The 20,706-nt window shown below is 68.7% G+C and carries 17 protein-coding genes; 6 read left to right on the top strand and 11 right to left on the bottom strand.

Annotated features, from left to right (window positions below; translation table 11 throughout):
• Positions 1-129: 129 nt before the first annotated feature.
• From AB0B91_RS06915 to AB0B91_RS06945, 7 genes are all read right to left on the bottom strand, one after another.
• Positions 130-771, bottom strand: coding sequence for an RloB family protein (locus AB0B91_RS06915; RefSeq protein WP_358316841.1), 642 nt, complete (start codon positions 769-771; stop codon positions 130-132).
• A 41-nt stretch (positions 772-812) separates the two neighbouring features.
• Positions 813-2,051 carry an AAA family ATPase gene (locus tag AB0B91_RS06920; RefSeq protein ID WP_358316844.1) on the bottom strand — a complete coding sequence of 413 codons (1,239 nt, stop codon included), beginning with the start codon at positions 2,049-2,051 and terminating at the stop codon, positions 813-815.
• Positions 2,052-2,347: 296 nt separating this feature from the next.
• A complete protein-coding gene (locus AB0B91_RS06925; protein WP_358316847.1) occupies positions 2,348-3,343 on the bottom strand; it encodes a LacI family DNA-binding transcriptional regulator in 996 nt (331 codons plus the stop codon).
• 65 nt (positions 3,344-3,408) lie between these two features.
• Complete coding sequence (locus AB0B91_RS06930; RefSeq protein WP_358316850.1) at positions 3,409-4,779, bottom strand: GH1 family beta-glucosidase; 1,371 nt, start codon at positions 4,777-4,779, stop codon at positions 3,409-3,411.
• Positions 4,776-5,579: a carbohydrate ABC transporter permease gene (locus tag AB0B91_RS06935; RefSeq protein ID WP_219526893.1), complete on the bottom strand. Its 804-nt coding sequence runs from the start codon at positions 5,577-5,579 to the stop codon at positions 4,776-4,778. The genes AB0B91_RS06930 and AB0B91_RS06935 overlap by 4 nt, the downstream gene beginning before the upstream one ends.
• Complete coding sequence (locus AB0B91_RS06940; protein ID WP_358316853.1) at positions 5,576-6,532, bottom strand: sugar ABC transporter permease; 957 nt, start codon at positions 6,530-6,532, stop codon at positions 5,576-5,578. The genes AB0B91_RS06935 and AB0B91_RS06940 overlap by 4 nt, the downstream gene beginning before the upstream one ends.
• Positions 6,529-7,827 carry an ABC transporter substrate-binding protein gene (locus AB0B91_RS06945; protein WP_358316856.1) on the bottom strand — a complete coding sequence of 433 codons (1,299 nt, stop codon included), beginning with the start codon at positions 7,825-7,827 and terminating at the stop codon, positions 6,529-6,531. Before AB0B91_RS06945 ends, AB0B91_RS06940 begins: the two co-directional genes overlap by 4 nt.
• A 331-nt stretch (positions 7,828-8,158) precedes the next feature.
• On the opposite strand from AB0B91_RS06945, the gene AB0B91_RS06950 reads away from it, so the two are divergent.
• Positions 8,159-9,238, top strand: coding sequence for a ThiF family adenylyltransferase (locus tag AB0B91_RS06950; RefSeq protein WP_358316859.1), 1,080 nt, complete (start codon positions 8,159-8,161; stop codon positions 9,236-9,238).
• Complete coding sequence (locus AB0B91_RS06955; RefSeq protein ID WP_358316862.1) at positions 9,235-10,422, top strand: hypothetical protein; 1,188 nt, start codon at positions 9,235-9,237, stop codon at positions 10,420-10,422. Before AB0B91_RS06950 ends, AB0B91_RS06955 begins: the two co-directional genes overlap by 4 nt.
• Positions 10,423-10,500: 78 nt before the next feature.
• Here AB0B91_RS06955 and AB0B91_RS06960 read toward each other — a convergent pair whose 3' ends face one another.
• The gene (locus AB0B91_RS06960) at positions 10,501-11,391 is read right to left on the bottom strand and encodes a serine/threonine-protein kinase (RefSeq protein ID WP_358316865.1); all 891 of its coding nucleotides are present in this window, start codon (positions 11,389-11,391) and stop codon (positions 10,501-10,503) included.
• 42 nt (positions 11,392-11,433) lie between these two features.
• The gene (locus AB0B91_RS06965; protein ID WP_358316867.1) at positions 11,434-13,182 is read right to left on the bottom strand and encodes an N-6 DNA methylase; all 1,749 of its coding nucleotides are present in this window, start codon (positions 13,180-13,182) and stop codon (positions 11,434-11,436) included.
• Positions 13,183-13,258: 76 nt separating this feature from the next.
• Here AB0B91_RS06965 and AB0B91_RS06970 point away from each other — a divergent pair, with 76 nt between their 5' ends.
• Complete coding sequence (locus AB0B91_RS06970) at positions 13,259-14,029, top strand: protein phosphatase 2C domain-containing protein (protein WP_358316870.1); 771 nt, start codon at positions 13,259-13,261, stop codon at positions 14,027-14,029.
• Between the two features lie 189 nt (positions 14,030-14,218).
• Positions 14,219-15,250 carry a CHAP domain-containing protein gene (locus tag AB0B91_RS06975; protein WP_358316873.1) on the top strand — a complete coding sequence of 344 codons (1,032 nt, stop codon included), beginning with the start codon at positions 14,219-14,221 and terminating at the stop codon, positions 15,248-15,250.
• Between the two features lie 60 nt (positions 15,251-15,310).
• On the opposite strand, the gene AB0B91_RS06980 is transcribed toward AB0B91_RS06975, so the two are convergent.
• Complete coding sequence (locus tag AB0B91_RS06980) at positions 15,311-16,351, bottom strand: glucose 1-dehydrogenase (protein ID WP_358316876.1); 1,041 nt, start codon at positions 16,349-16,351, stop codon at positions 15,311-15,313.
• Between the two features lie 91 nt (positions 16,352-16,442).
• Here AB0B91_RS06980 and icmF point away from each other — a divergent pair, with 91 nt between their 5' ends.
• Positions 16,443-19,727, top strand: a complete 3,285-nt coding sequence (icmF, locus tag AB0B91_RS06985) for a fused isobutyryl-CoA mutase/GTPase IcmF (RefSeq protein WP_358316878.1) — start codon at positions 16,443-16,445, stop codon at positions 19,725-19,727.
• Positions 19,728-19,729: 2 nt separating this feature from the next.
• Here the strand turns inward: icmF and AB0B91_RS06990 are convergent, their stop codons facing one another.
• Positions 19,730-20,041, bottom strand: a complete 312-nt coding sequence (locus AB0B91_RS06990; RefSeq protein ID WP_358316881.1) for a hypothetical protein — start codon at positions 20,039-20,041, stop codon at positions 19,730-19,732.
• Between the two features lie 144 nt (positions 20,042-20,185).
• Here AB0B91_RS06990 and tpx point away from each other — a divergent pair, with 144 nt between their 5' ends.
• Complete coding sequence (gene tpx / locus AB0B91_RS06995) at positions 20,186-20,686, top strand: thiol peroxidase (protein ID WP_358316884.1); 501 nt, start codon at positions 20,186-20,188, stop codon at positions 20,684-20,686.
• Positions 20,687-20,706 lie beyond the last annotated feature (20 nt).

The following is a 20,706-nucleotide window of genomic DNA, read 5'->3' on the forward strand; positions in this document are numbered from 1 at the left end:
ATTCGCGCTCGTCCCCTCACCGAAGGCGGCGTCCGGGATCGCCAGTCGATTGCTGTCGTGCGGGTTGGTCACCAGCCCGCACGGCTTCAGGCGGCGCTCGCGGCGTAGCACGGTTTGACATCTACCGGTTCAGCAGGCCACGATGCCGAGCTCGACCAGCAGCCTCCAGACATCCGTCGAAGGAACACGGTCAAGCACCTTGCAGTCGTCCGCATGTCCCTTCTTGGCCGTGCAGGCCAAGCTCGGACAGTTGGTGATCAGATTTTTCGCCCGGCTGACGGCGTCTTTCTCCTTCCCATCCAGTGCCTGCCGACAGGTGGCACTGAGGTGCTTTTCGAAGTCACGAAAGGCGCGGTGAGTAGCTCTCAACTGGTTCTGTACGTTCTTGGACGTATGCGCTCCCGCCGCCCCTGACCCGAAGTGAAGCAGCAACCAGAGTTCGAAGCACGGGTGAGAGAACGCGACCTTCACCCCCATCGCCTCGGCTCGCGCGTGGGACCGCTCGACGTGGCTGTGGTCGTCCCGGTCGAAGAACGCCCACACCTGCTCGCGCCCAGGATCATCCAACTCGCCGAGCTTTTCGAGCGCCCAATCCACTACTTCATGGGGCTTCAACCCCTTGCGTTTCCAGAGGACATGGATCTCGAAGGTCCGTGGATCACCGCAGAACCGCTCCTCCAGATAGCCGAGATAATCCCGCTCGGTGCTTTCCCCTTCCACCACGGCATAGATCACTTCGCGCTTTCGGCCTTCGGTCACCGTGCGCGGCACTCGTGCGGCACCTGTCGGTGGGCCCTTCTTCCTGACTCTGCTCACGTGTCCGCCTCGGCGGCCCACTGCTCGACTTCTACGGCCATGCCACCAAGGCCGATACGTGGCACCCCGCCATATCTGCCGCGCAAGTATCCGCGCTCCAGACTCTCGTCCGCACGCACGCCCACCGAGGTGAGCGGGTAGAGCTCAGACTCGCCGGTCTTTCGCTTCTCCGTGATCCACACCTGCTCCCGGTTCAGCGGACGCTCAACGTGGGCCCTGCTCAGCAACGTGGCATCGTGCCCGTTGAACACGAGTTGCGCGCCCAGAGGGTTGGCGACAGGATCCTCGAACAGCCGGACGACCTCGGCGACCAGCACCGGATGCAAGCTGGAATCGAGCTCGTCAACCAGCAGCACCGCTCCATCATCGAGTGCTTTGAGCAGCGGTCCCAAGAGGGCGAACCAGGCGAGCGTGCCGAAGGACTCCTGGTGGAGGAAGTCGAACGGCACCGGACCGTCCTTGCCGTGATGGACGAGGGAGACCTCGGGCATTTCCTCGCCCCGGTCTTCGACCTCGACTCCGGTCACTCCCAGGTCCGCGACGGTTATCAGCCCTGTGACACGGTCGCGGAATTCGGGGTTCAGGAGCTTTGAGCGGGTGTAGACGTCGCGCTCATGTGGATCGTCACCCGGGCCGACCAGCCACAGATTGTCCTTGAACCAGTCGTGCAGCGGCATCAGTTGCTTCATCTGAAGCGATCCGGCAGCCGTGAGAAACAGCGCGTTGGGCCGCGTGTACTCGACCACTGGCTTCTTGGCGCCCTTCAGCCGGTCACTGGGAAACCGGTATTCATCCCCGTCCCGGTCGGCGTCCCGGTCGAACCAGACCTGCCGACGGCGGCTGCCTTGCGGGAAGACGTGCAACCATTCCGTTTCGACTCGCTCGTCGGACGCCTCGAATCCGTAGACGTATCTGTCCCCTCCGATGAGCACGTCGACCTCGAACAATGAGGCTTCGTTCATCGCCTCGCGATCCAGGACGAACGGTCGCCGTGGCACGCCTTTGAGACGCGCCCAGTCAGCCACCGAATCGAGAACGGCGTGGCGCATCCACCGCATGGCATCGAGCACATTCGTCTTACCGGAGGCATTGGCGCCGAAGATGGCGGCTACCGGGGAGATCCGGAGGCTGTGGACGGTGCGTGCTACGCGGTCGCCCCCATCTGGAGCCAGTAGTGACAGCTCGAACTCTCCGCGAAACGACAGCACGTTCGCTGCTCGGAACCCTGCCAGCATGCCCGAGCCTCCTAGATCGATGAGGTGTTCATCATCATTCTAAGCCGTTCTGCGTTAGAAACCCACGACAGAGGACTTAGAATCCGGCTCATGTCCTGATCGGAGCCATGAAGCCCATAGGTGATCAAGATTCCCCATGGAAATGGTTCAGGCCGGGGGCACGGGGGCCGGCAGGCCCCCGCCGGATGGCGGAGCCCCAAGGAAGACAGCCCGAGCGAAGAGCGAGGACCATGCTGGTAAATGGGGGGCGTAAGCGCCCGGCAACACAGCCCGACCCTTGAGGGAGGTCCTCGCTTTCAGGCGGATTCGCGGATGACCAGCTCGGTGGGCAGGATGATGGGCTCCGCGGAGCCGCCCGTGAAGAGGCCCAGCAGCAGTTGCACCATGGCCGCCGCCTGCTCGGCGACCGGGTGTCGCACGGTGGTCAGCGGTGGTTCGGTGTACTTGGCGGCTTCTATGTCGTCGAAGCCCACCACCGCCACGTCGTCCGGTACCCGCCGTCCGGCCAGGCGGAGTGACTGCAACGCGCCCACTGCCATCAGGTCGTTCGCCACGAAGACGGCGTCCAGCCCGGGGTCGTCGCCCAGGAGTTGGCGCATGGCCACCGCGCCGGACTCGCGGGTGAAGTCGCCTATCGCGACGATGGAGCGGCGGTCGGAGTCGCGCAGGATGTTGCGGTAGCCCGTGAGGCGGTCCTGGCCGCCGATCATGTCCTGGGGGCCGGCGATCGTGGCGATGCGGCGTCTGCCCGACTCGACCAGGTGACGGACCGCTGACTCGGCGCCGCCGACGTTGTCGTTGTCGACGTACGGGATGTCGATGGGTACGGCGGGTCTGCCGTACGAGACGACCGGGACACGCAGGCGGGACAGTGCGGTGGGGAGTGGGTCGGCGCCGTGCATGGAGATGAGCATGACGCCGTCCACGTGGCCGCCCGCGATGTAGCGCTCCACGCGCGCGTGGCTCTTGGCGGAGGAGGCCAGCATGAGGACGACCTGCTTGTCGGCCGCCTCCAGCTCGACGCTCGCCGAGCGGATGGCCGTGGCGAACATCGGGTCCTCGGAGAACACCCTGGTCGGCGGTTCGGAGACGACCAGGGCGATCGAGTCGGTGCGCTGGGTGACCAGGCTGCGCGCCGCCGGGTTGGGCAGGTAGCCCAGCTCGTCGATGGCGCGTAGCACGGCGTCACGGATGTCCGGCGCCACCGTCGGCTGTCCGTTGACGACCCGGGACGCGGTGGCGCGCGAGACCCCCGCGCGGGCGGCGACCGCCTCCAGCGTCGGCCGCCTCATGGCCGCGCCGCTTCAGGGCGGGCGGTCGCATGGTCTTGCGCCATGTGGGAGAGCACGGAAGGAATCTACAGGCCGTTCCTGCCGATCACGTCCCGATACCACAGCGCACTGTCCTTGGGCAGCCGAGCGAGCGTCTCGTAATCCACGTGCACGATCCCGAACCTGCGCCGATACCCCTCCGCCCACTCGAAGTTGTCCAGCAGCGACCACACCAGATAACCCCGCAGATCGGCCCCCGCCGCGATCGCCCGGTGCACCTCGCGCAGGTGTCCCTCCAGGTAGGCGACCCGGTCGGTGTCGTGCACCCGGCCGTCCGCCACGACGTCGTCGAAGGCCGCGCCGTTCTCGGTGACCATCAGGCCGACTCCCGGATAGTCCCCCGAGAGCCGTACCAGCAACCGGGACAGGCCGTCCGGCACGATGGGCCAGCCCATCGCGGTGGTGGGCGCGTCGGCGGTACGGAAGCGCACGTCCTCCGAGCCCGGCCACGCGGGGTCGGCAGGGGTGCCGGGGCCCGCCTCCACGACGCAGGGGTTGTAGTAGTTGATCCCGATCTGGTCGATCGGGGCGTTGATGATCTCCAGGTCGCCGTCGAGGATGTGGCCGGTGCCGCCGTTGCGCGCGGCCGCCTCCAACACCTCGGCCGGGTAGCTGCCGTGGCGGACGGGGTCGAGGAACTGCCTGGTCAGCAACGTGTGGATGCGGTGCACGGCGACCGCGTCGGCCGCGTCGGGGGTCGCCTGCGGGTCGTTGACCTGGGCGGGGGTGAGGACGGGGGCCGAGTTGACGACGAGCATGATGTTCTCGGCGCCCAGCGAGCGCAGCCGCCTGGCCGCCAGGCCGTGGCCCAGGAGCAGGTGGTGCGCCGAGCGCATGGCGTCCGCGGCCCGCCTGCGGCCGGGCGCGTGCACGCCGTTGCCGTAGCCGAGGTAGGCGGCGACCCACGGCTCGTTCAGTGTGGTCCAGTGGGCGACGCGGTCACCCAGCTTCTCGTGTACGGCCTGCGCATATTCGGCGAAATAATACGCCGTATCCCGATTTGTCCAACCGCCCTCATCCTCAAGCGCCTGCGGCAAATCCCAGTGATAAAGCGTGACATAAGGCGAAATGTCGGCGGCCAGCAGCGAATCCACCAGCCGGGAGTAGAACCCGAGCCCCTGAGGATTGATCTTCCCGCGACCGTCCGGCTGGATCCGCGGCCACGCGATCGAGAACCGGTAGGCCGCCAGCCCCAGCTCCCTCATCAGCGAGACGTCATCGCGATACCGATGGTAATGGTCACAGGCCACATCCCCGGTGTCGCCGTCTGCCACGTTCCCGGGGCTGTGGGAGAAGGTGTCCCAGATGGACTGGCCGCGCCCGTCCTCCTTGACCGCCCCCTCGATCTGGTAGGAGGCGGTGGCGGCCCCCCAGACGAAGTTCTCCGGGAAAATCATCCCTTAACAGCTCCTTGCATGATTCCGCCGATGATCTGCTTGCCGAACAGGGCGAAGACCAGCACCAGCGGCAGGGTTCCCACCGCCGTGCCGGCCAGCCCCAGGACGTAGTCGTTGACGTATCCGCTGGCCAGTGTCGACAGGGCGACCTGCACCGTCGGGTTGTCCGGGTTCAGGACGACCAGCGGCCAGAAGTAGTCGTTCCAGGCCGACATGAACGTCAGCATGCCGAGCACCGCCGCCGCGGGCCGCGCGACGGGCAGCACGACGTGCCAGAACAGCCCCCACGTCGTGCACCCGTCCACCCGGCCCGCCTCCAGGAGTTCGGTCGGCAGGGCCCTGGACAGGTACTGCGTCATGAAGAACACGCCGAAGGCGTTGACCAGGGCCGGCACGATCAGCGCGTAGTTCGTCCCGGTCCATTCGAGTTTCACCATGAGCAGGTAGAGCGGGATGATGCCAAGCTGCGTCGGCACCATCATGGTCGCGACCGTGACCAGCAGCATGATGTTCTTGCCCCTGAAGCGCAGCTTGGCGAAGGCGAACCCGGCCAGCGTCGAGAAGAACATCACCGCGAGAGAGATCGACCCCGCCACGATGACCGAGTTCGCCAGCGCGAGCCCGAAGGGCACGGTGTCGAAGACCCGGGCCACGTTGGCGAAGAAGTTCCCGCCGGGCAGCAGCGGCGGCGGCACCTCGGCCAGCGCCGAGTTGTGCCGGGAGGCCACGACCACGCTGTAGTAGAGCGGGAACGCGGAGAAGAAGGCCACCCCGGTCAGCGTCAGGTAACGCAGCCTCATACCAGCCCGCCCTTCACCCGCCGAGTCAGCAGGTAGTTCACGCCCGCCACGGCCACCACGGCCAGGAACATCAGCCAGGAGGCCGCCGAGGCGTAACCGAAGTCGAACTTGGTGAACCCCTGCTCGTACACGAACAGCGCCAGCGTCTGGAACTGCCGGTCGGGCCCGCCGCTGACGGCGCCGCCCCCGGCGCCGCTGCTCGCCCCGAACAGCAGCGGCTCGGCGATGATCTGCATCGCGCCGATCGTGGAGACGATGACGACGAAGATGATCGTGGGCCGGATCATCGGGATGGTGATCCGGCGGAGCTGGGTGAAGCTGGACGCCCCGTCGAGGGTGGCGGCCTCGTACAGGTCACGCGGTACGGCCTGCATCGCGGCGAGGAAGATCAGCGCGTTGTAGCCGGTCCAGCGCCACATGATCATCGTGGACAGTGCGACGTGCGAGGTCGCCGTGCCCGCCGCCCAGTCGACGCTGCCGACGCCGAACCAGGACAGCACCCAGTTGATCATCCCGAAGTCCCGGCCGAACAGCTGGCTGAAGATCACCACGACGGCCACCACGCTGGTGACGTTGGGCAGCAGCAACGAGATCCTGAACAGCGTCTGCATCCGCAGCCGCCGGTTCAGCAGGTGCGCCAGCCAGATGGCCAGCAGCAGTTGCGGCACGGTCGACAGCACCCCGATGGACAGCGTGTTGAACGTCGCGTTCCAGAAGTAGCCGTCGCCGAGCAGCGTGCCGAAGTTCTTCAGCCCGACGAACGTGTGCTCCTCGGACAGCAGCGTCCAGTCGTGCAGGCTCACCCAGGCCGTGTAGGCGAGGGGGAACAGCCCGAAAGCGCAGAACAGCAGGAAGAAGGGGGCGACGTAGGCGTACGGCGACACCCTCACGTCGAGGGTGTGCCGCACGCTTCGCCCGCGCCGCCTGGCGACGGTGAGCGGAAGGGAGCTCATTTGATCTTCTTGACGTCCTCGAGTACCTGGGCCCACGCCTGGTCGGGAGTCTGCTTGCCCTGCTCGACCCGGCCGAGCCCGTCCCCGATCACCGTGCGGACGTCGGCCTCCTTCGGGCCGAGATGCTGCGGCTTGAGCGACTTGGCGGCCTCGGAGTAGATCTTGCCGATCGGCGCGTCACCGAAGAACGGCTTGGTGAAGTTCTGGATCGACGGGTCGTCGTACAGCGCTGGGATCGACGGGAACGTGCCCTCCTCCTTGAACACCTTGGCCTGGTTGTCCTTGGAGGTGAGGAAGTCGATCAGCTCGGCCGCCTCCTTGGGGTGCTTGCTCTGCTTGGGGATCATCAGATGTGAGCCGCCGCTGTTGCCCGAACCACCGGGTACGGGAGCGATGTCCCACTTGCCGGACGCGTCCTTGGCCTGTTCCTGGATGAACCCGGTCATCCACGCCGGGCAGATGATCGTGGCGAACGATCCCTTGGCGAAGCCGGTGTTCCACGGCGGCGAGAAGGCCGCGAGCTTGGCGGTGAGCCCGTTCTGAGTGAGCTGGTTGGACAGGTCCCACGCCTTCTTCACGTCGGGGTTCGTGGCCACGATGATCTGGTCCTGGGCGTCATAGAGCCCGATCGGCGCCTGGTTCACCATGGCGCGGAAGATCTCACCGGGGGCGTCCACGAACTTGGTGCCCGACACGCCGGACGCCGCGAACTTCTTACCGGTCTCGATGTACTGCTCCCAGGTCGGCCAGAGCCCGCCCACCTCGGTACGGTCGGTCGGCAGCCCGGCCTTCTTGAACAGGTCCTTGCGGTAGCACATGGCCAGGCCGCCCACGTCGGTGCCGAGGCCCAGCACCTGCTGCCCGTCCTTGCTCAGGCCCTGCTGCCACTTCCAGTCGAGGTAGTCGCCCTGCCGCTTGTCGAGCCCGTACTGCTTGAGGTCGACGAACTTGCCGGGCTGGGCGGTGAACGTGCTGATGTAGCCCACCTCGACGGCCTCGACGTCACCCGCCCCGGCGTTCGTGGCCAGCCGCTTGACCAGGTTGTTGTGGTGATCGTTGAACTGGGTGACGTTCTCGACGATCTCGATGTTCGGGTGGGTCTTCTTGTACTCCTCGTAGAGCGGCTTGAAGCCGAAGTCGCCGAAGAGGCCGACGGTCAGCTTGACCTTCTCTCCGGGTGCGGCCGCCGTGCCGGCGGTGTTGTTCGCGCCGCCGCCGCCTCCGCACGCCGAGGCCAGGGCTAGGAGGGAGGCGGTGAGCAGGGGTACGGCGAGCTGCCGGAAGCGGGGGGTCATGGAGCCCTCCATGGGTTTCGGGGAGACTGAGAGAGCGCTCTCTCAACAGATTTGTGGCGATAACATGGGCCTGTCAACGAGTGTTAGATAACGATCCGAGCTACCGAGAGAGCGCGTTCACAAGAAACTCCGGCATGTGGCGGAAATGTGGCGATTTTGTGGTGGCGTCAAGGAGATTGATCACTAGAACCCCGAGAGGAGGATTCCATGAAGATCGAGGTCCGCAAGGTCGAGCCCATCAAGGCCACCATCAACGGCACTGTCTGACGGCTCTTCCCGGGTGGGGGCGCGCCGCCGCCCTCACCCACCCCCCGAACACGGAGGAGACGCGGTGCGGGTTGCACTGAAGGAATGCGCGTGGGAGCCGCTCGGCGAGGACGTGCTCGTCCTCGTCGACCCGCGCGAGGTGATCACGCTCGGCGATGAGGAAGGCCAGGTGGCGGCGCTCTTTGCGGCGCTCGACCGCGGCCCCTGCACGGTGGCCGAGCTCCGCGGCAGGCTCGCGGACACGGGAGTGGATCTAGACGAGGCCGACGTGCGCGCCGCGATCGAGGCGCTCGACTCGCTCGGTCTGGTCGAGTGCGAGAGCGACCGCACGCTCGGCGACCCCGACCTGGACGCCAGGCACTTCTCCAACCTCGCCTTCTTCGGCGGGTTCGCCGGGCTCGACAAGCCGAGGGCGGACTTCGTCAGCAAGCTCAGGCGCTCGCACGTGCTCGTGCTCGGCGTCGGCGGTGGTGGCTCCTCCCTGGTGCAGTGCCTGGCCGGGCTCGGTGTGGGCAAGCTGACGCTGGTCGACAGAGACGACGTGGAGCTCCGCAACTTCGCCAGGCAGTTCCTCTACCACCACGCCGACATCGGCAGGTCCAAGGTGGAGTGCGCGGCCGAGTGGGTGCGCGCCTACGACCCGAGCATCGAGGTGCGGGCCGTGGACCGCTGGATCTCCGGCCCCGAGGACCTGAAGGACCTGCTCGACGGCGTGGACCTGGTGGCGGGCGGCCTCGACGGCCACCCCGAGGCCCACCTGTGGGTGAACGAGGCCGCGGTACGCGCCGGAGTGCCGCTGGTGATGGGCGGGATGACCCGTTCGCAGGTCACTTACTACTCGGTCGACCCGGGCCGCAGCGCGTGCGCCCAGTGCGACTGGAGCGACCGGCCGGCACCCGACGAGCCGAGCGCGGGCGGCTTCGTGGAGCGCAACAGGGCCAAGCTGATCCAGCAGAACACGCTGATCGCCCCGATCGCCATGCAGATCGGCTCGCTGCTCGCCTACGAGGCCCTGCGCTACCTGACGGGCTTCGAGCAGCCGCAGGCCGCCGGCGCGTTCATCAAGGTGGACCTGCGCAACGGCCTGACCCCGGAACGCCAGCCCTTCACCGCCGACCCCCATTGCCGGGTGTGCGCGCGATGACCACCCAGACGGTACGGCTGCGCCGCCTCAGTCTGGTGGACGAGGGCGAGGAGGTGCTGGTCGGAGACCCGGAGGCGGGCACGTTCATCTCGATCCCCGCCGTCGGCGGCGTGGTGATCGCCGCGCTCATGAACGGCGCGACCGTCGAGGAGACGGCCAGGCGGGCCGAGGAGTACGCGGGCGAGCCCGTGGACGTGCCCGCGTTCGTGGAGACCCTGCGCGAGCTGGGCTTCCTCGACGAGGATGACGACGAGAACGGCTCCGGCGGCGAGCGGACGCCCGTCGCCACCGCGCCCATCCAGGGCCGCCGCTGGCTGGGCGGCCTGCGCCCGGAGCTGGCCAGACCGCTGTTCGGCCGCGTCGCCTGGTTCGGGTACGGCGCCGCCGCCCTGTTCAGCCTGGCCGCGCTGGTGCTCGTGCCCGCGCTCAGACCCGATCCCTCCATTGACGCCTTCGCCGTGTCCGACATCGGGCTCGGCGCGTTGCTGGTCTACCCGATCACGCTGGTGCTGGCCGCGGTGCACGAGGGCTGGCACTGGCTGGCGGCCCGCGCGCTGGACCTCCCGGCGCGGTTCGGCATCGACAGGAGGATGGCCTTCCTGGTCTTCGAGACCGATCTGTCGCTGCTCTGGTCGGTGCCCAGGAAACGACGTTACGGACCATTGCTGGCCGGGCTGGCCATCGACTCCGTGCTGCTGGCCGTGGTGCTCGGCTGGCGGTTGGTCGCGGACAACACCCTGCTGGGTGCCGTGGCGTACATCCTGGTCTTCCAGATGGCCTGGCAGTGCATGGTCTTCCTGCGCACCGACCTGTACGCGGTGCTGATCACCTGGCTGCGCTGCAAGGACCTGTGGCGGGTCAAGACGCTCCTGCTCCGCCGGGCCTTCGGCCGGCTCCGTGAGGGCGAGGCGGCGGAACTGGTCGCCGCCGACCCGCGTGACCTGCGGGCCGGGCGCTGGTTCCGGTGGCTCTGGCTGGCGGGGCTGTTCGTGGTGGCCGCCTGGCTGGCCTTCTTCGCCCTGCCCGTGCTGGTGAGCCTGCTGCGGTGGACGGCCGCCGAGGTGGCGGCCGGGCCCGCCGCCTGGCGGTTCTGGTACGCGCTGGCGTGTACGGCCCTGATGCTCGGGCCGTGGCTCGCCGTGGCCGGGCTGGCGGCCAAGAGCCGCCTCACTCGCGAGCGGTGAATGCGGTCAGGAGCCGCTTCACCCGCGAGCGGTGAACGCGGTCATGAGCCACCTCATCCGCGAGCGGTGAGCCTCGGGCTAGCCGCTGAGAACGCGGCCGACCATCCGGGCGTACATCCGGCCCGGGCTCGGCGACCTGGTCAGGAAGCCGGGCAGCATCGGCAGGCCGACCGCGAACGGCTCCAGCCGCTCGTACAGCGTGTCGGCGTCGGCGGGTCGGTCGCCCGGCTTCTTCTCCAGCAGCCCGGCCAGGAGCGCGCCCAGCGCCTCCGGCAGGCCCGGGATCGCGGGCGGACGCTCCTTGACCTGCTTCTCGAAGACCACGTAGTCGGTCGGCCCGGTGAACAGCTGACGGCCCGTCAGCATCTCGTGCAGCACGCAGCCCAGCGCGTAGAGATCGCTGCGCGGCTCGGCGATCCCGTGCTGGATCTGCTCGGGAGCCATGTACGCGGGCGTGCCGAGGATCTGGCCGATCCGGGTGAACGTCGTGACATCGGCGTCACGCAGCAGGGCCAGGCCGAAGTCGAGCACCTTCACGCTGCCGTCGGGGCAGAGCATCAGGTTGGTCGGCTTGAGGTCGCGATGGCAGATCGACAGGGCGTGGGCGGCCGACAGGACCGCGCACGCCTGGGCGGCGATCGCGGCGGCCCACGGCACGGGCAGCGGGCCGTGTTCGCTGACCACGTCGGCCACCGTGACGCCCTCGATGAACTGCATCACCTGGTAGAGGCGCTGCTCGTGAGTGCCGAAGTCGTAGAGCACCGGGGCGCCCGGATGCTCCAGCCTGGCCAGGATGCGCGCTTCGCGGATGAAGCGGCGCTCCAGCTCCTCATCGGGGCCGCTCGGCAGGTGGAGCAGCTTCACCGCCACCCGGCGGTCGAGGTGGCGGTCGTGGCCCGCGTAGACGGCCCCCATGCCGCCCTGGCCGAGCGGGAGGTGATCGAGCACATATCGATCACCGATGACCATTTGCCCCTCCCCGCCGCCACATTTCGGGAAAAAACTACACCGTCAAGACTGCGGGTGCAGGTGGCCGTCACTCAGGCCGTCGAGGCCGAGCCGGATGAGCGCCTGGCCGAGCGCCGAGGTCTCGCGCAATGCGTCTTCGAGCACCGCGAGCTGTCTGAAGGCTTCGCCGTAGGACTTCTGGTCCTTGAGCGGGAGGCGGGGCAGGCGGGTGCGGCGCACGTCGAAGCGGCTGGAGCCGGTGGTCGCGCGCCCGCCGGCGGCCCGCAGGTGGCCGGCCAGGAAGTCGGGGTCGAGCCGGCGCGCGTCGACCCGGTAGAGCGTCAGATGCGGGCCGAGCACGCAGCCGCCCTCGGCCATCACCCGCACGCTGGAGTAGGAGGCCACCACGTCGCCCGGCTGGACCAGGACGAGCCCCTGTTGCGCCGGAGCCCGGCCGGAGGCCGCGGCGCCGCTGGTCACGTCGTCGGCGGTGAGCATCGACACGTCGCCGCCGCCGGTCGCCATCTTGGGCGGCGCCTGCAGCGTGGTCAGCAGGCCCTCCTTGATCAGGTCGCCGACCGTGGTGACGGGCTGGTCGAGCGGCTCGTCGAGCACCTTGAGGTCGGGCGGGGTGGCCGCCGCGGCCAGAAACCGGTCGCGTGCCTCGGTGAACGCCCGCCCGAGGTCGTCGCGCCGCTGGTGCCGGGCCGGAGTCATGTCGACCTCGTCGGCCAGCAGGTCGATGATGCGTACGGTCTGGTCGGAGCGGTCGTCGAGATAGGCCCGCCACGCCGGTCCGACGACGGAGTGGTCGGCCGTGGCGTCGACGATCAGCACGTCGGACGGCGGGCGCTCGCCCGCGGCCGGGCGGCGCAGCAGCCACAGGTCGGAGCCCACCAGCGCGACCACGGCACGCAGGGCGCCGGCGCGCAGCAGGTTGGCCCGGATCCGCCGGCCCGCCTTGCGGCTGGCCGCGGCCGGAGGCATCAGCATGGCCACCATGCCGCCCGGCCTGACGTGGGTGAGGCAGTGCTGGACCCAGGCCAGCTCGGGCTCGCCGCGCGGCGGCAGGCCGTACTCCCAGCGGGGGTCGCCGGTCAGCTCCTCGTAGCCCCAGGCCCGCTCGTTGAACGGCGGGTCGCAGACGACCGCGTCGGCCTTCACCCCGGCGAAGCCGTCGTGGCGCATCGAGTCGCCGGGTACCACCTCCGCCTCGGCGCCGCGCAGGCGCAGCCGCGCGGCGGTGATGAGCGCCGAGGTCTCGCTGAGATCCTGGCCGAGCACCTTGGCGGCCCCGGAGTTGAGCAGGAGGGTGCCGACGCCGCAGGCGGGGTCGAGGATCGTCGCGCCGTCGGTGTGGACGAGCCCGACCATCAGCTCGGCCACGTCGTCACGCGTGACGGAGAGCTGCCGGGAGTGTGCCTCCAGGTAGCGCTCGCAGAGGAATTCGTAGGCGGTGAGCGGATCGTGCTGCTCGGCCAGCTCGGACAGCAATCCGGCCAGCTCGGGCTCCAGCTTGCTCTCGCCGGTGGTCAGCAGGAGGCCGGCCTGCGCCACCAACTCGCCCAGCCGCAAATCGCCGGCGGCTTTCAGGCGTTGCCACACACGATCTCCCAGTGAGACCTGGTAGGACTTCCCATAGCGCCGCAACCATGATTCGACTTGGCGCAGCGAGAACAACGGCTGATTGGCGGTGCCGCCGATGGGCAGAGGGAAGTCGTCGTGGCGGCGGCGCCAGTTGCTCACCGCGGCCCGCCCGACACCGGCGAGCCGGGCTATGTCCCCGGCGTTCACGGTCGGGTCGTGGGTCATGGAGCCCACAGTAGTTCACAAGAGTCTTCAGTGCATCTGCTTGTGAAGTCTTTCAACCAATGATTTACTGCTGGGTATGAAGCACAACATCCGCTATGCCGCCGGATCAGACGTGGGCCGCCGCAGGGAGCAGAACGAGGACTCCGGCTATGCGAGTGGCCGCTTGCTCGTGGTGGCCGACGGGATGGGCGGACACGCGGCTGGCGAGCTGGCGAGTTCGGCTGCGATCGCCGTCATGCGCGAGCTGGATGCCACGCTTCCCGAAACGGGCTCGGATCTGGAGGCCGCCCTGGAGGGCGCCGTGCACGAGGCGGCCCGCAGGCTGGTGGAGCTGGCGGACATCGACCCCGCGCGCAGGGGGATGGGGACCACGGTGACCGCCTTGCTGTGGGACGGTTACCGGTTCGCCCTTGCTCATCTCGGTGACTCCCGCGGATACCTGCTGCGCGATGGTGCTCTCTACCAGATGACCAAGGATCACACACTTGTGCAGTCCATGGTGGACGAAGGACGGATAACAGAGGATCAGGCCGCGGTGCACCCGCGCCGCTCGATGGTGCTGCGCGTGCTGGGCAGCGAGGGCCGGGCGGAGCCGGACATGGCGCTGCGCGAGGCCGAGCCGGATGATCGCTATCTCCTCTGTTCTGACGGGCTCACCACCGTGCTCGGGCCCGAGGTCCTGCACGAGGTGCTGACCACGGTGACAGACCCGGCGGCGGCCGTCCAGAGGCTGATCGACCTGGCCAACGAGGGCGGCTCGCCGGACAACGTGACCGTGATCGTCGCCGACGTGGTGGCGCCGGGCGCGGGCGACGAGCAGATCTTCCGGGTGGGTGCGGGGGCCTGAGTACGGTCCTGCGTAGTAGCCAGTCCCACCAGCCTCACCAGTCACATAACCGAAATTTCGCCTCATAGGTTGACACTTTCCTAGTGTTCGGCGCGCGAGCGCGATGTCGCTACTACAGTCCATCGTGATCTGCCGGTTTTTCTGGAGGAGTGGATCCTGGACTCGATCGCGGCAAGTCTGCTGAAAGAGGTGCGTGGGGAAGTCGGCTACCGCGAGAAGGGCGGCCAGCTCACCAAGTTCGGACAGTGGTACGCGGATCGCGTCAAGGACCCGCAATACCGGGACGCGCCATGGTGCGACATGTTCATCGCCTGGGCGGCCGACAAGGCCGGGGTCGGTGACTACGTCGGCCAGTTCGCCTGGACCCCCTCGCACGCGGCCTGGTTCATCAAGCAGGGCGCCTGGTCCCAGCAGCCCGAACCCGGAGCCCTGGTCTTCTACGACTGGGGAGGCGGCAAGAGCTACAAGGGCATCGACCACGTCGGCATCGTCGAACGGGTCGACGGCAAGAAGATCCACACGATCGAGGCCAACGTCGACCGCGTCTGGCTCAAGCGCAAGTCTCGCGACATGCACAAGGACGTCGTCGGATACGGCCTGCCGCGCGTGGTGCAGGCCAACGCCACACTGAACGACATCCGCTCCACCGAGCACCCGCTGGCCCGCCAGCCGCAGCCGGCGCCGCGGGAGTCGCCGTTGGACGTCCTGGGCTCCCCGCTGGCCCTGCTCACCGTGATGGTGCTGACCACCGTCGTGGTCTCCTTACGCCTCGCGGGCCGCCGCCGCGGCACCCACCGCCGCTTCACCTGGCCATGGAATGCCTCCGGCAAGTCCGAGCCCTCGCCCGCGAAGCTCCAACCCGGCAACACCAGGCAGCAACCCGGAAACGCGAAGCCCCAATCCGGCAACGCCAAGCCGCGCCGGGCCACCGAAAGGCTGGGCCCGGCCACCGAAGAGTCGGCGCAGTCCGCCTCTGCCAAGTCCGCCTCCGCCAAGCGGGGCTCGGCCAAGGCCGGGTCGGCGAAGGCGGCGTCGCGTTCCGCCGCCGCCAAGTCGGCGGGGCGGGCCGGTGCGAAGGACACGAGATCCGCCAGCTACGCCGAGGCGCCTCCCGAGCCGGTCCGGGTGGGTGGCCCGCCCACTCCGGCCAGGGCTCTCGTGCCCGCGCAGACCCCCCACCACTCCACCACCCGCCGCAAGCCGTACGAACCGCGTTCCTGACGGGACCACGGGAGCGCACGCGGTCCGGCCGCCACGGGGTGGCTGACCCGGGGGTGGCCGTCACAGGTCGATGACGACCTTGACGTCGCCGGTGCCCGGCTGGAACGCCTCTGACGCCCGCTCCAGCGGCAGCCGCCGGGTGATCAGCCGCTCCAGCCACCTGAGCTCCGCCGCGGCCAGCGCGTCGGCGGCGAGCCGGAAGTGGCGCTGATTGCCGTTGACCGAGCCGAAGACCACGCTGTTGGTGAGCACGAGGTCGCGGTTGATCCCTTCCACGTCCACCGGCAGCGTCGCGCCGGACGGGGAGACGCCGGTGAGGCAGACGATGCCGGCGGCGGCGGTACGGGTCATCGCGTCGATGATCAGCTGCCCGGTGCCCGTGGCCTCGATGATGACGTCGGGCCGGAGGTCGCCGACCGCGTTGAGCGCCGAGCCGCTGTGGTAGGTGCCGCCGAGCGCGGTCACCAGCTCCGGCTTGAGCCCGCCTTCGACCTGGTCGAGCACGTGCACCTCCAGCCCGCGCTGCCTGCCGAGCAGAGCCGCGAGCAGGCCGATCGGCCCGGCGCCCGTGACGAGTACCGAGCGTGGCTCGAACCTGGCGCGCGAGCCGATGCGCTCGATGTGCTCCCAAGCCTTGGCGACCACCGAAGCCGGCTCGATCAGCACGCCGACCGGCTCCAGCGCCGGATCCAGCGCCACCGCGTAGCCGGTCTCGACGGTCCAGCGCTCGCTGCCGTACCCGTCGAGCTCCTTGATGCCGCGCTCGGTGTAACGGCCGTTGCGGCACATGTCGAACTCGTCCCCGGCGCACGCCGGGCACGGCTCGGGATCAGGGCGGCGTACCACGCCGACCACGAGGTCGCCGGGGGAGAAGCCGGAGCCGGCGGGCGCCTCGATCACCCGCCCGAGCGACTCGTGGCCGAGGATCATGCGCCGGTCCGACGGCCAGCCGAAGTCGGCCGCGGCCAGCTCCCTGTCGGTCCCGCAGACACCCAGGGCCAGCCCCCGCACCAGGAGTTCGTCCCGCTTCGGCGCTGGATCGTCAACCTCCTCCACCGCGAGAGATCCCTGTTCACCCGGCTGCCACGTCAGTGCTCGCATGCCCGGATTACTACCCCGCCTGGAAACGTTGGGAATTAGTAGGACGTCCTAGTATCTTGTTGGGAGAGCCCCCACAAAGGAGTGATCTGGCGTGCACGTACCGGTGAACCCTGTCCGTTTCGTGACCGCCGCGGCGCTGTTCGACGGCCACGACGCGGCGATCAACATCATGCGGCGGATCCTCCAGTCGCAGGGGGCGGAGGTCATCCATCTCGGGCACAACCGTTCCGTGGACGAGATCGTCACCGCCGCCGTCCAGGAGGACGTCCAGGGCGTGGCGATCAGCTCCTACCAGGGCGGCCACGTGGAGTTCTTCAGCTACCTGGTGGACCTGCTGCGCGAGCGCGGCGCCGGGCACGTGAAGGTGTACGGCGGTGGCGGCGGCGTCATCGTCCAGGACGAGATCGACCTGCTGCACTCCCGTGGCGTCACCCGCATCTTCTCGCCGGAGGACGGCCAGCGGTACGGCCTGCCCGGCATGATCAACAAGCTGATCGAGGAGTGCGACGTCGAGCTGGACGACGTCCCCTCGGTCGAGGCCGTCGGCTCCGGCGACCAGACGGCCCTGGCCAGGGCGATCACCCTGATCGAGTCAGGCCGCGCCCCTGCCGCACTCCTGGACGGTCTGCGCGCCGCCGGCGACACTCGCGCTCCTGTGCTCGGCATCACCGGCACCGGCGGGTCCGGGAAGTCGTCGCTCACCGACGAGCTCGTCCACCGCCTCCGCGTGGACAACGACGACAAGCTGCGCATCGCCATCATCGCGATCGACCCGACCCGCAGGCGCGGCGGGGGAGCGCTGCTCGGCGACCGCATCCGGATGAACAGCCTCGGCCCGCAGACCTACTTCCGCTCGCTGGCCACCAGGGGCGCCGCCAACGAGGTCCCCGTCTGCCTCGACGACGTGATCACCGCCTGCCGGGCCGCCGGCTACGACCTGGTCATCGTCGAGACCCCGGGCATCGGGCAGGGCGACGCCGGGATCGTGCCGCACGTGGACGTGCCTATCTACGTCATGACCCCGGAGTTCGGCGCGGCGTCCCAGCTGGAGAAGATCGACATGCTCGACTTCGCCGAGGCCGTCGTGATCAACAAGTACGAGCGGCGCGGTGCGGAAGACGCCCTGCGCGACGTCCGCCGTCAGCTGGTCCGTAACCGTGAGGCGTTCGGGGTCGCGCCCGACGACATGCCGGTGTTCGGTACGATCGCCGCCCGCTACAACGACGCCGGAGTCACCGCGCTCTACCACCACCTCAAGGAACTCCTGGTGGACAAGGGCATGCGGACCGAGCCGGGCTTGCTGGCGCCGGTGCGCGGCCGTACGTCCCAGGTCGCTGCCGCGATCGTCCCCCCGGCGCGTGTCCGCTACCTCGCCGAGATCGCCGAGACCGTCCGCGACTACCACGCGGAGACGCTCGCCCAGGCGGAGGTGGCCCGCCGCCGCCAGCAGCTCACGGCCGTCCAGGCCCTGCTGACGGAAGGCGCGGCGGCCACAACAGGCGAGGACGCGGCGGCCGCAACGGGCGAGGGCGGGGCGGCCGGAGCGGGCGGGAGCCGGACTGACGGCAGGCTGGCCGAGCTCGCGGCCGCGGCCGAGGGGGAGCTGAGCGACGAGAGCCGCACGCTCCTGGACGGCTGGCCCGCCCTCAAGGAGCAGTACACCGCCGACGAGCTGGTCGTGAAGGTACGCGATCGGGAGATCCACACCCCCCTCTGGCGCGAGACCCTCTCGGGCAACCGCATCCCCCGCGTGGCCCTGCCCCGCTACACCGACCACGCCGAGCTGCTCAGGTTCCTGCGCAGCGAGAACCTGCCGGGCCGGTTCCCGTTCACCGCCGGGGTGTTCGCGTTCAAGCGGGACGACGAGGACCCCACCAGGATGTTCGCCGGAGAGGGCGACCCGTTCCGCACCAACAGGCGCTTCAAGCTGCTGTCCGGAGGCCAGTCCTCGACGCGGCTGTCCACCGCGTTCGACTCGGTGACGCTGTACGGGCACGACCCCGACCTGCGGCCCGACATCTACGGAAAGGTGGGCACATCCGGCGTGTCCATCGCGACGCTCGACGACATGAAGGTGCTCTACGACGGGTTCGAGCTGACCAGCCCCAGCACCTCGGTGTCGATGACGATCAACGGCCCGGCCCCGACGATCCTCGCCTTCTTCCTCAACGCCGCGATCGACCAGACCCTCGAACGGTTCGAGGCCGAGCACGGGCGCCGGCCGTACGAGGAGGAGGAGCGCGAGTTGCGCGCGCGGACCCTCGCCACCGTCAGGGGGACCGTCCAGGCCGACATCCTCAAGGAGGACCAGGGCCAGAACACCTGCATCTTCTCCACGGAGTTCTCGCTGCGGATGATGGCCGACATCCAGGAGTGGTTCATCCGCAACGGCGTCCGCAACTTCTACTCGGTGTCGATCTCCGGCTACCACATCGCCGAAGCCGGGGCCAATCCGATCAGCCAGCTCGCCTTCACCCTGGCCAACGGCTTCACCTACGTCGAGGCGTACCTGGCGAGGGGGATGCGGATCGACGACTTCGCGCCGAACCTGTCGTTCTTCTTCTCCAACGGCATGGACCCCGAGTACAGCGTGCTCGGGCGGGTGGCCCGCCGCGTCTGGGCGGTCGCGATGCGGGAGAAGTACGGCGCGGCGGAGCGGTCGCAGAAGCTCAAGTACCACGTCCAGACCTCGGGCCGGTCCCTGCACGCCCAGGAGATGGACTTCAACGACATCCGCACCACGCTGCAGGCGCTGATCGCCATCTACGACAACTGCAACAGCCTGCACACCAACGCCTTCGACGAGGCCGTGACCACGCCGTCGGCCGACTCGGTGCGCAGGGCGATGGCGATCCAGCTCATCATCAACCGCGAGTGGGGCCTGGCCCGCAACGAGAACCCGCTCCAGGGCTCGTTCATCATCGACGAGCTCACCGACCTGGTGGAGGAGGCGGTGCTGCGGGAGTTCGAGCGGCTGTCGGAGCGGGGCGGCGTGCTGGGCGCCATGGAGACCGGCTACCAGCGAGGCAGGATCCAGGACGAGTCGATGCTGTACGAGTCGCGCAAGCACGACGGCTCGCTGCCCATCATCGGCGTCAACACCTTCCGCAACCCGCGCGGCGACGAGCCCCACCAGAAGAAGGTGGAGCTCGCCAGGGGGACCGAGGACGAGAAGCGATCCCAGCTCGACCGCCTGCACGGCTTCCACGACCGCAACCGGGCCGAGGCCCCCGCGGCGCTGGCCCGGTTGCGGGACGTCGCCATGTCGGATGGCAACGCGTTCGAGGTGTTGATGGAGGCGGCCCGCGTCTGCTCGCTCGGCCAGATCACGGAGGCGCTGTTCGAGGCCGGAGGACAGTACCGCCGCAACGTCTGAAGTCAGCAGTACTTCGCGCCGTCGAACGTGCGGACGCCCCTGGGCACCTTGCTCCAGATGGTCCCCTTCGGGGCCACGGACTGGCAGGCGCCATCGGAGCCGTGCGCCCAGACGATCTTCATGTTCATCCAGCGGCCGCACCCGTTGTAGGCGTAGCCGGTCTTGTAGACGGTGCCCTTCTTCTGCCAGAGGCTCACGCAGGACGGGACCTTGCCCAGCGTGCTGGCCTGGGCGGGGGCGGCGGCCACCAGGCCGGCGGACGCGGCTCCGGCGATGGCCAGAGCGGCGAACGACTTGCGGAGGGTGATGTTCATTGTCGTGTTCCTCTCGATGTGCTCGATGTGCTCGATGAGAGGAAGGTAGGTCCGCGGGTGTTGAGGATCTGTTGAGGTTCTGTGCGGCCCCATGAGCGTCGATAGGATTGCAGGTCGGGGCACTATCGCTAACTGGAGGTATTCATGTCCGACGTCACGTTCAAGGGCAACCCGATCACCGTGGGCGGCACGTTTCTGAAGCCCGGCGACCAGGCGCCCGCGTTCCAGCTGGTGGGCGGGGACCTGAGCGACACCACGCTGGCCGGTTTCGGCTCCGCGACCAAGGTGCTCAACATCTTCCCGAGCGTCGACACAGGCGTCTGCGCCGCCTCGGTGCGCCGGTTCAACCAGGTGGCCGCCGACCACCCCGGCGTCGCGGTGCTGTGCGTCTCGGCCGACCTGCCCTTCGCGCAGAAGCGGTTCTGCGGCAGCGAGGGCCTCGACAACGTGACCATGCTGTCGCTCATGCGGGGGCGCGAGTTCCTGCGCGACTACGGCGTGGCGCAGGAGACCGGGCCGCTGGCCGGCCTGGCCGCGCGCGCGGTGATCGTGCTCGACGGCGACAACCGGGTCATCTACGCCGAGCTGGTGCCCGAGATCACCCAGGAGCCCGATTACGAGAGCGCGCTGGGCGCGCTCAAGTAAGCCGTAGTCCGGACCACCCC

The organism is Nonomuraea sp. NPDC049141 (assembly GCF_040648415.1).
In the GTDB taxonomy this organism is placed as follows: domain Bacteria; phylum Actinomycetota; class Actinomycetes; order Streptosporangiales; family Streptosporangiaceae; genus Nonomuraea.

Coding starts and splice junctions, on each gene's coding strand:
- AB0B91_RS06955 (WP_358316862.1), top strand. CDS start 9,235: ATGACCACCCAGACGGTACGGCTGCGCCGCCTCAGTCTGGTGGACGAG.
- AB0B91_RS06940 (WP_358316853.1), bottom strand. CDS start 6,532: ATGAGCTCCCTTCCGCTCACCGTCGCCAGGCGGCGCGGGCGAAGCGTG.
- tpx (WP_358316884.1), top strand. CDS start 20,186: ATGTCCGACGTCACGTTCAAGGGCAACCCGATCACCGTGGGCGGCACG.
- AB0B91_RS06930 (WP_358316850.1), bottom strand. CDS start 4,779: ATGATTTTCCCGGAGAACTTCGTCTGGGGGGCCGCCACCGCCTCCTAC.
- AB0B91_RS06980 (WP_358316876.1), bottom strand. CDS start 16,351: ATGCGAGCACTGACGTGGCAGCCGGGTGAACAGGGATCTCTCGCGGTG.
- AB0B91_RS06990 (WP_358316881.1), bottom strand. CDS start 20,041: ATGAACATCACCCTCCGCAAGTCGTTCGCCGCTCTGGCCATCGCCGGA.
- AB0B91_RS06920 (WP_358316844.1), bottom strand. CDS start 2,051: ATGCTGGCAGGGTTCCGAGCAGCGAACGTGCTGTCGTTTCGCGGAGAG.
- AB0B91_RS06925 (WP_358316847.1), bottom strand. CDS start 3,343: ATGAGGCGGCCGACGCTGGAGGCGGTCGCCGCCCGCGCGGGGGTCTCG.
- AB0B91_RS06945 (WP_358316856.1), bottom strand. CDS start 7,827: ATGACCCCCCGCTTCCGGCAGCTCGCCGTACCCCTGCTCACCGCCTCC.
- AB0B91_RS06935 (WP_219526893.1), bottom strand. CDS start 5,579: ATGAGGCTGCGTTACCTGACGCTGACCGGGGTGGCCTTCTTCTCCGCG.
- AB0B91_RS06960 (WP_358316865.1), bottom strand. CDS start 11,391: ATGGTCATCGGTGATCGATATGTGCTCGATCACCTCCCGCTCGGCCAG.
- AB0B91_RS06965 (WP_358316867.1), bottom strand. CDS start 13,182: ATGACCCACGACCCGACCGTGAACGCCGGGGACATAGCCCGGCTCGCC.
- AB0B91_RS06970 (WP_358316870.1), top strand. CDS start 13,259: ATGAAGCACAACATCCGCTATGCCGCCGGATCAGACGTGGGCCGCCGC.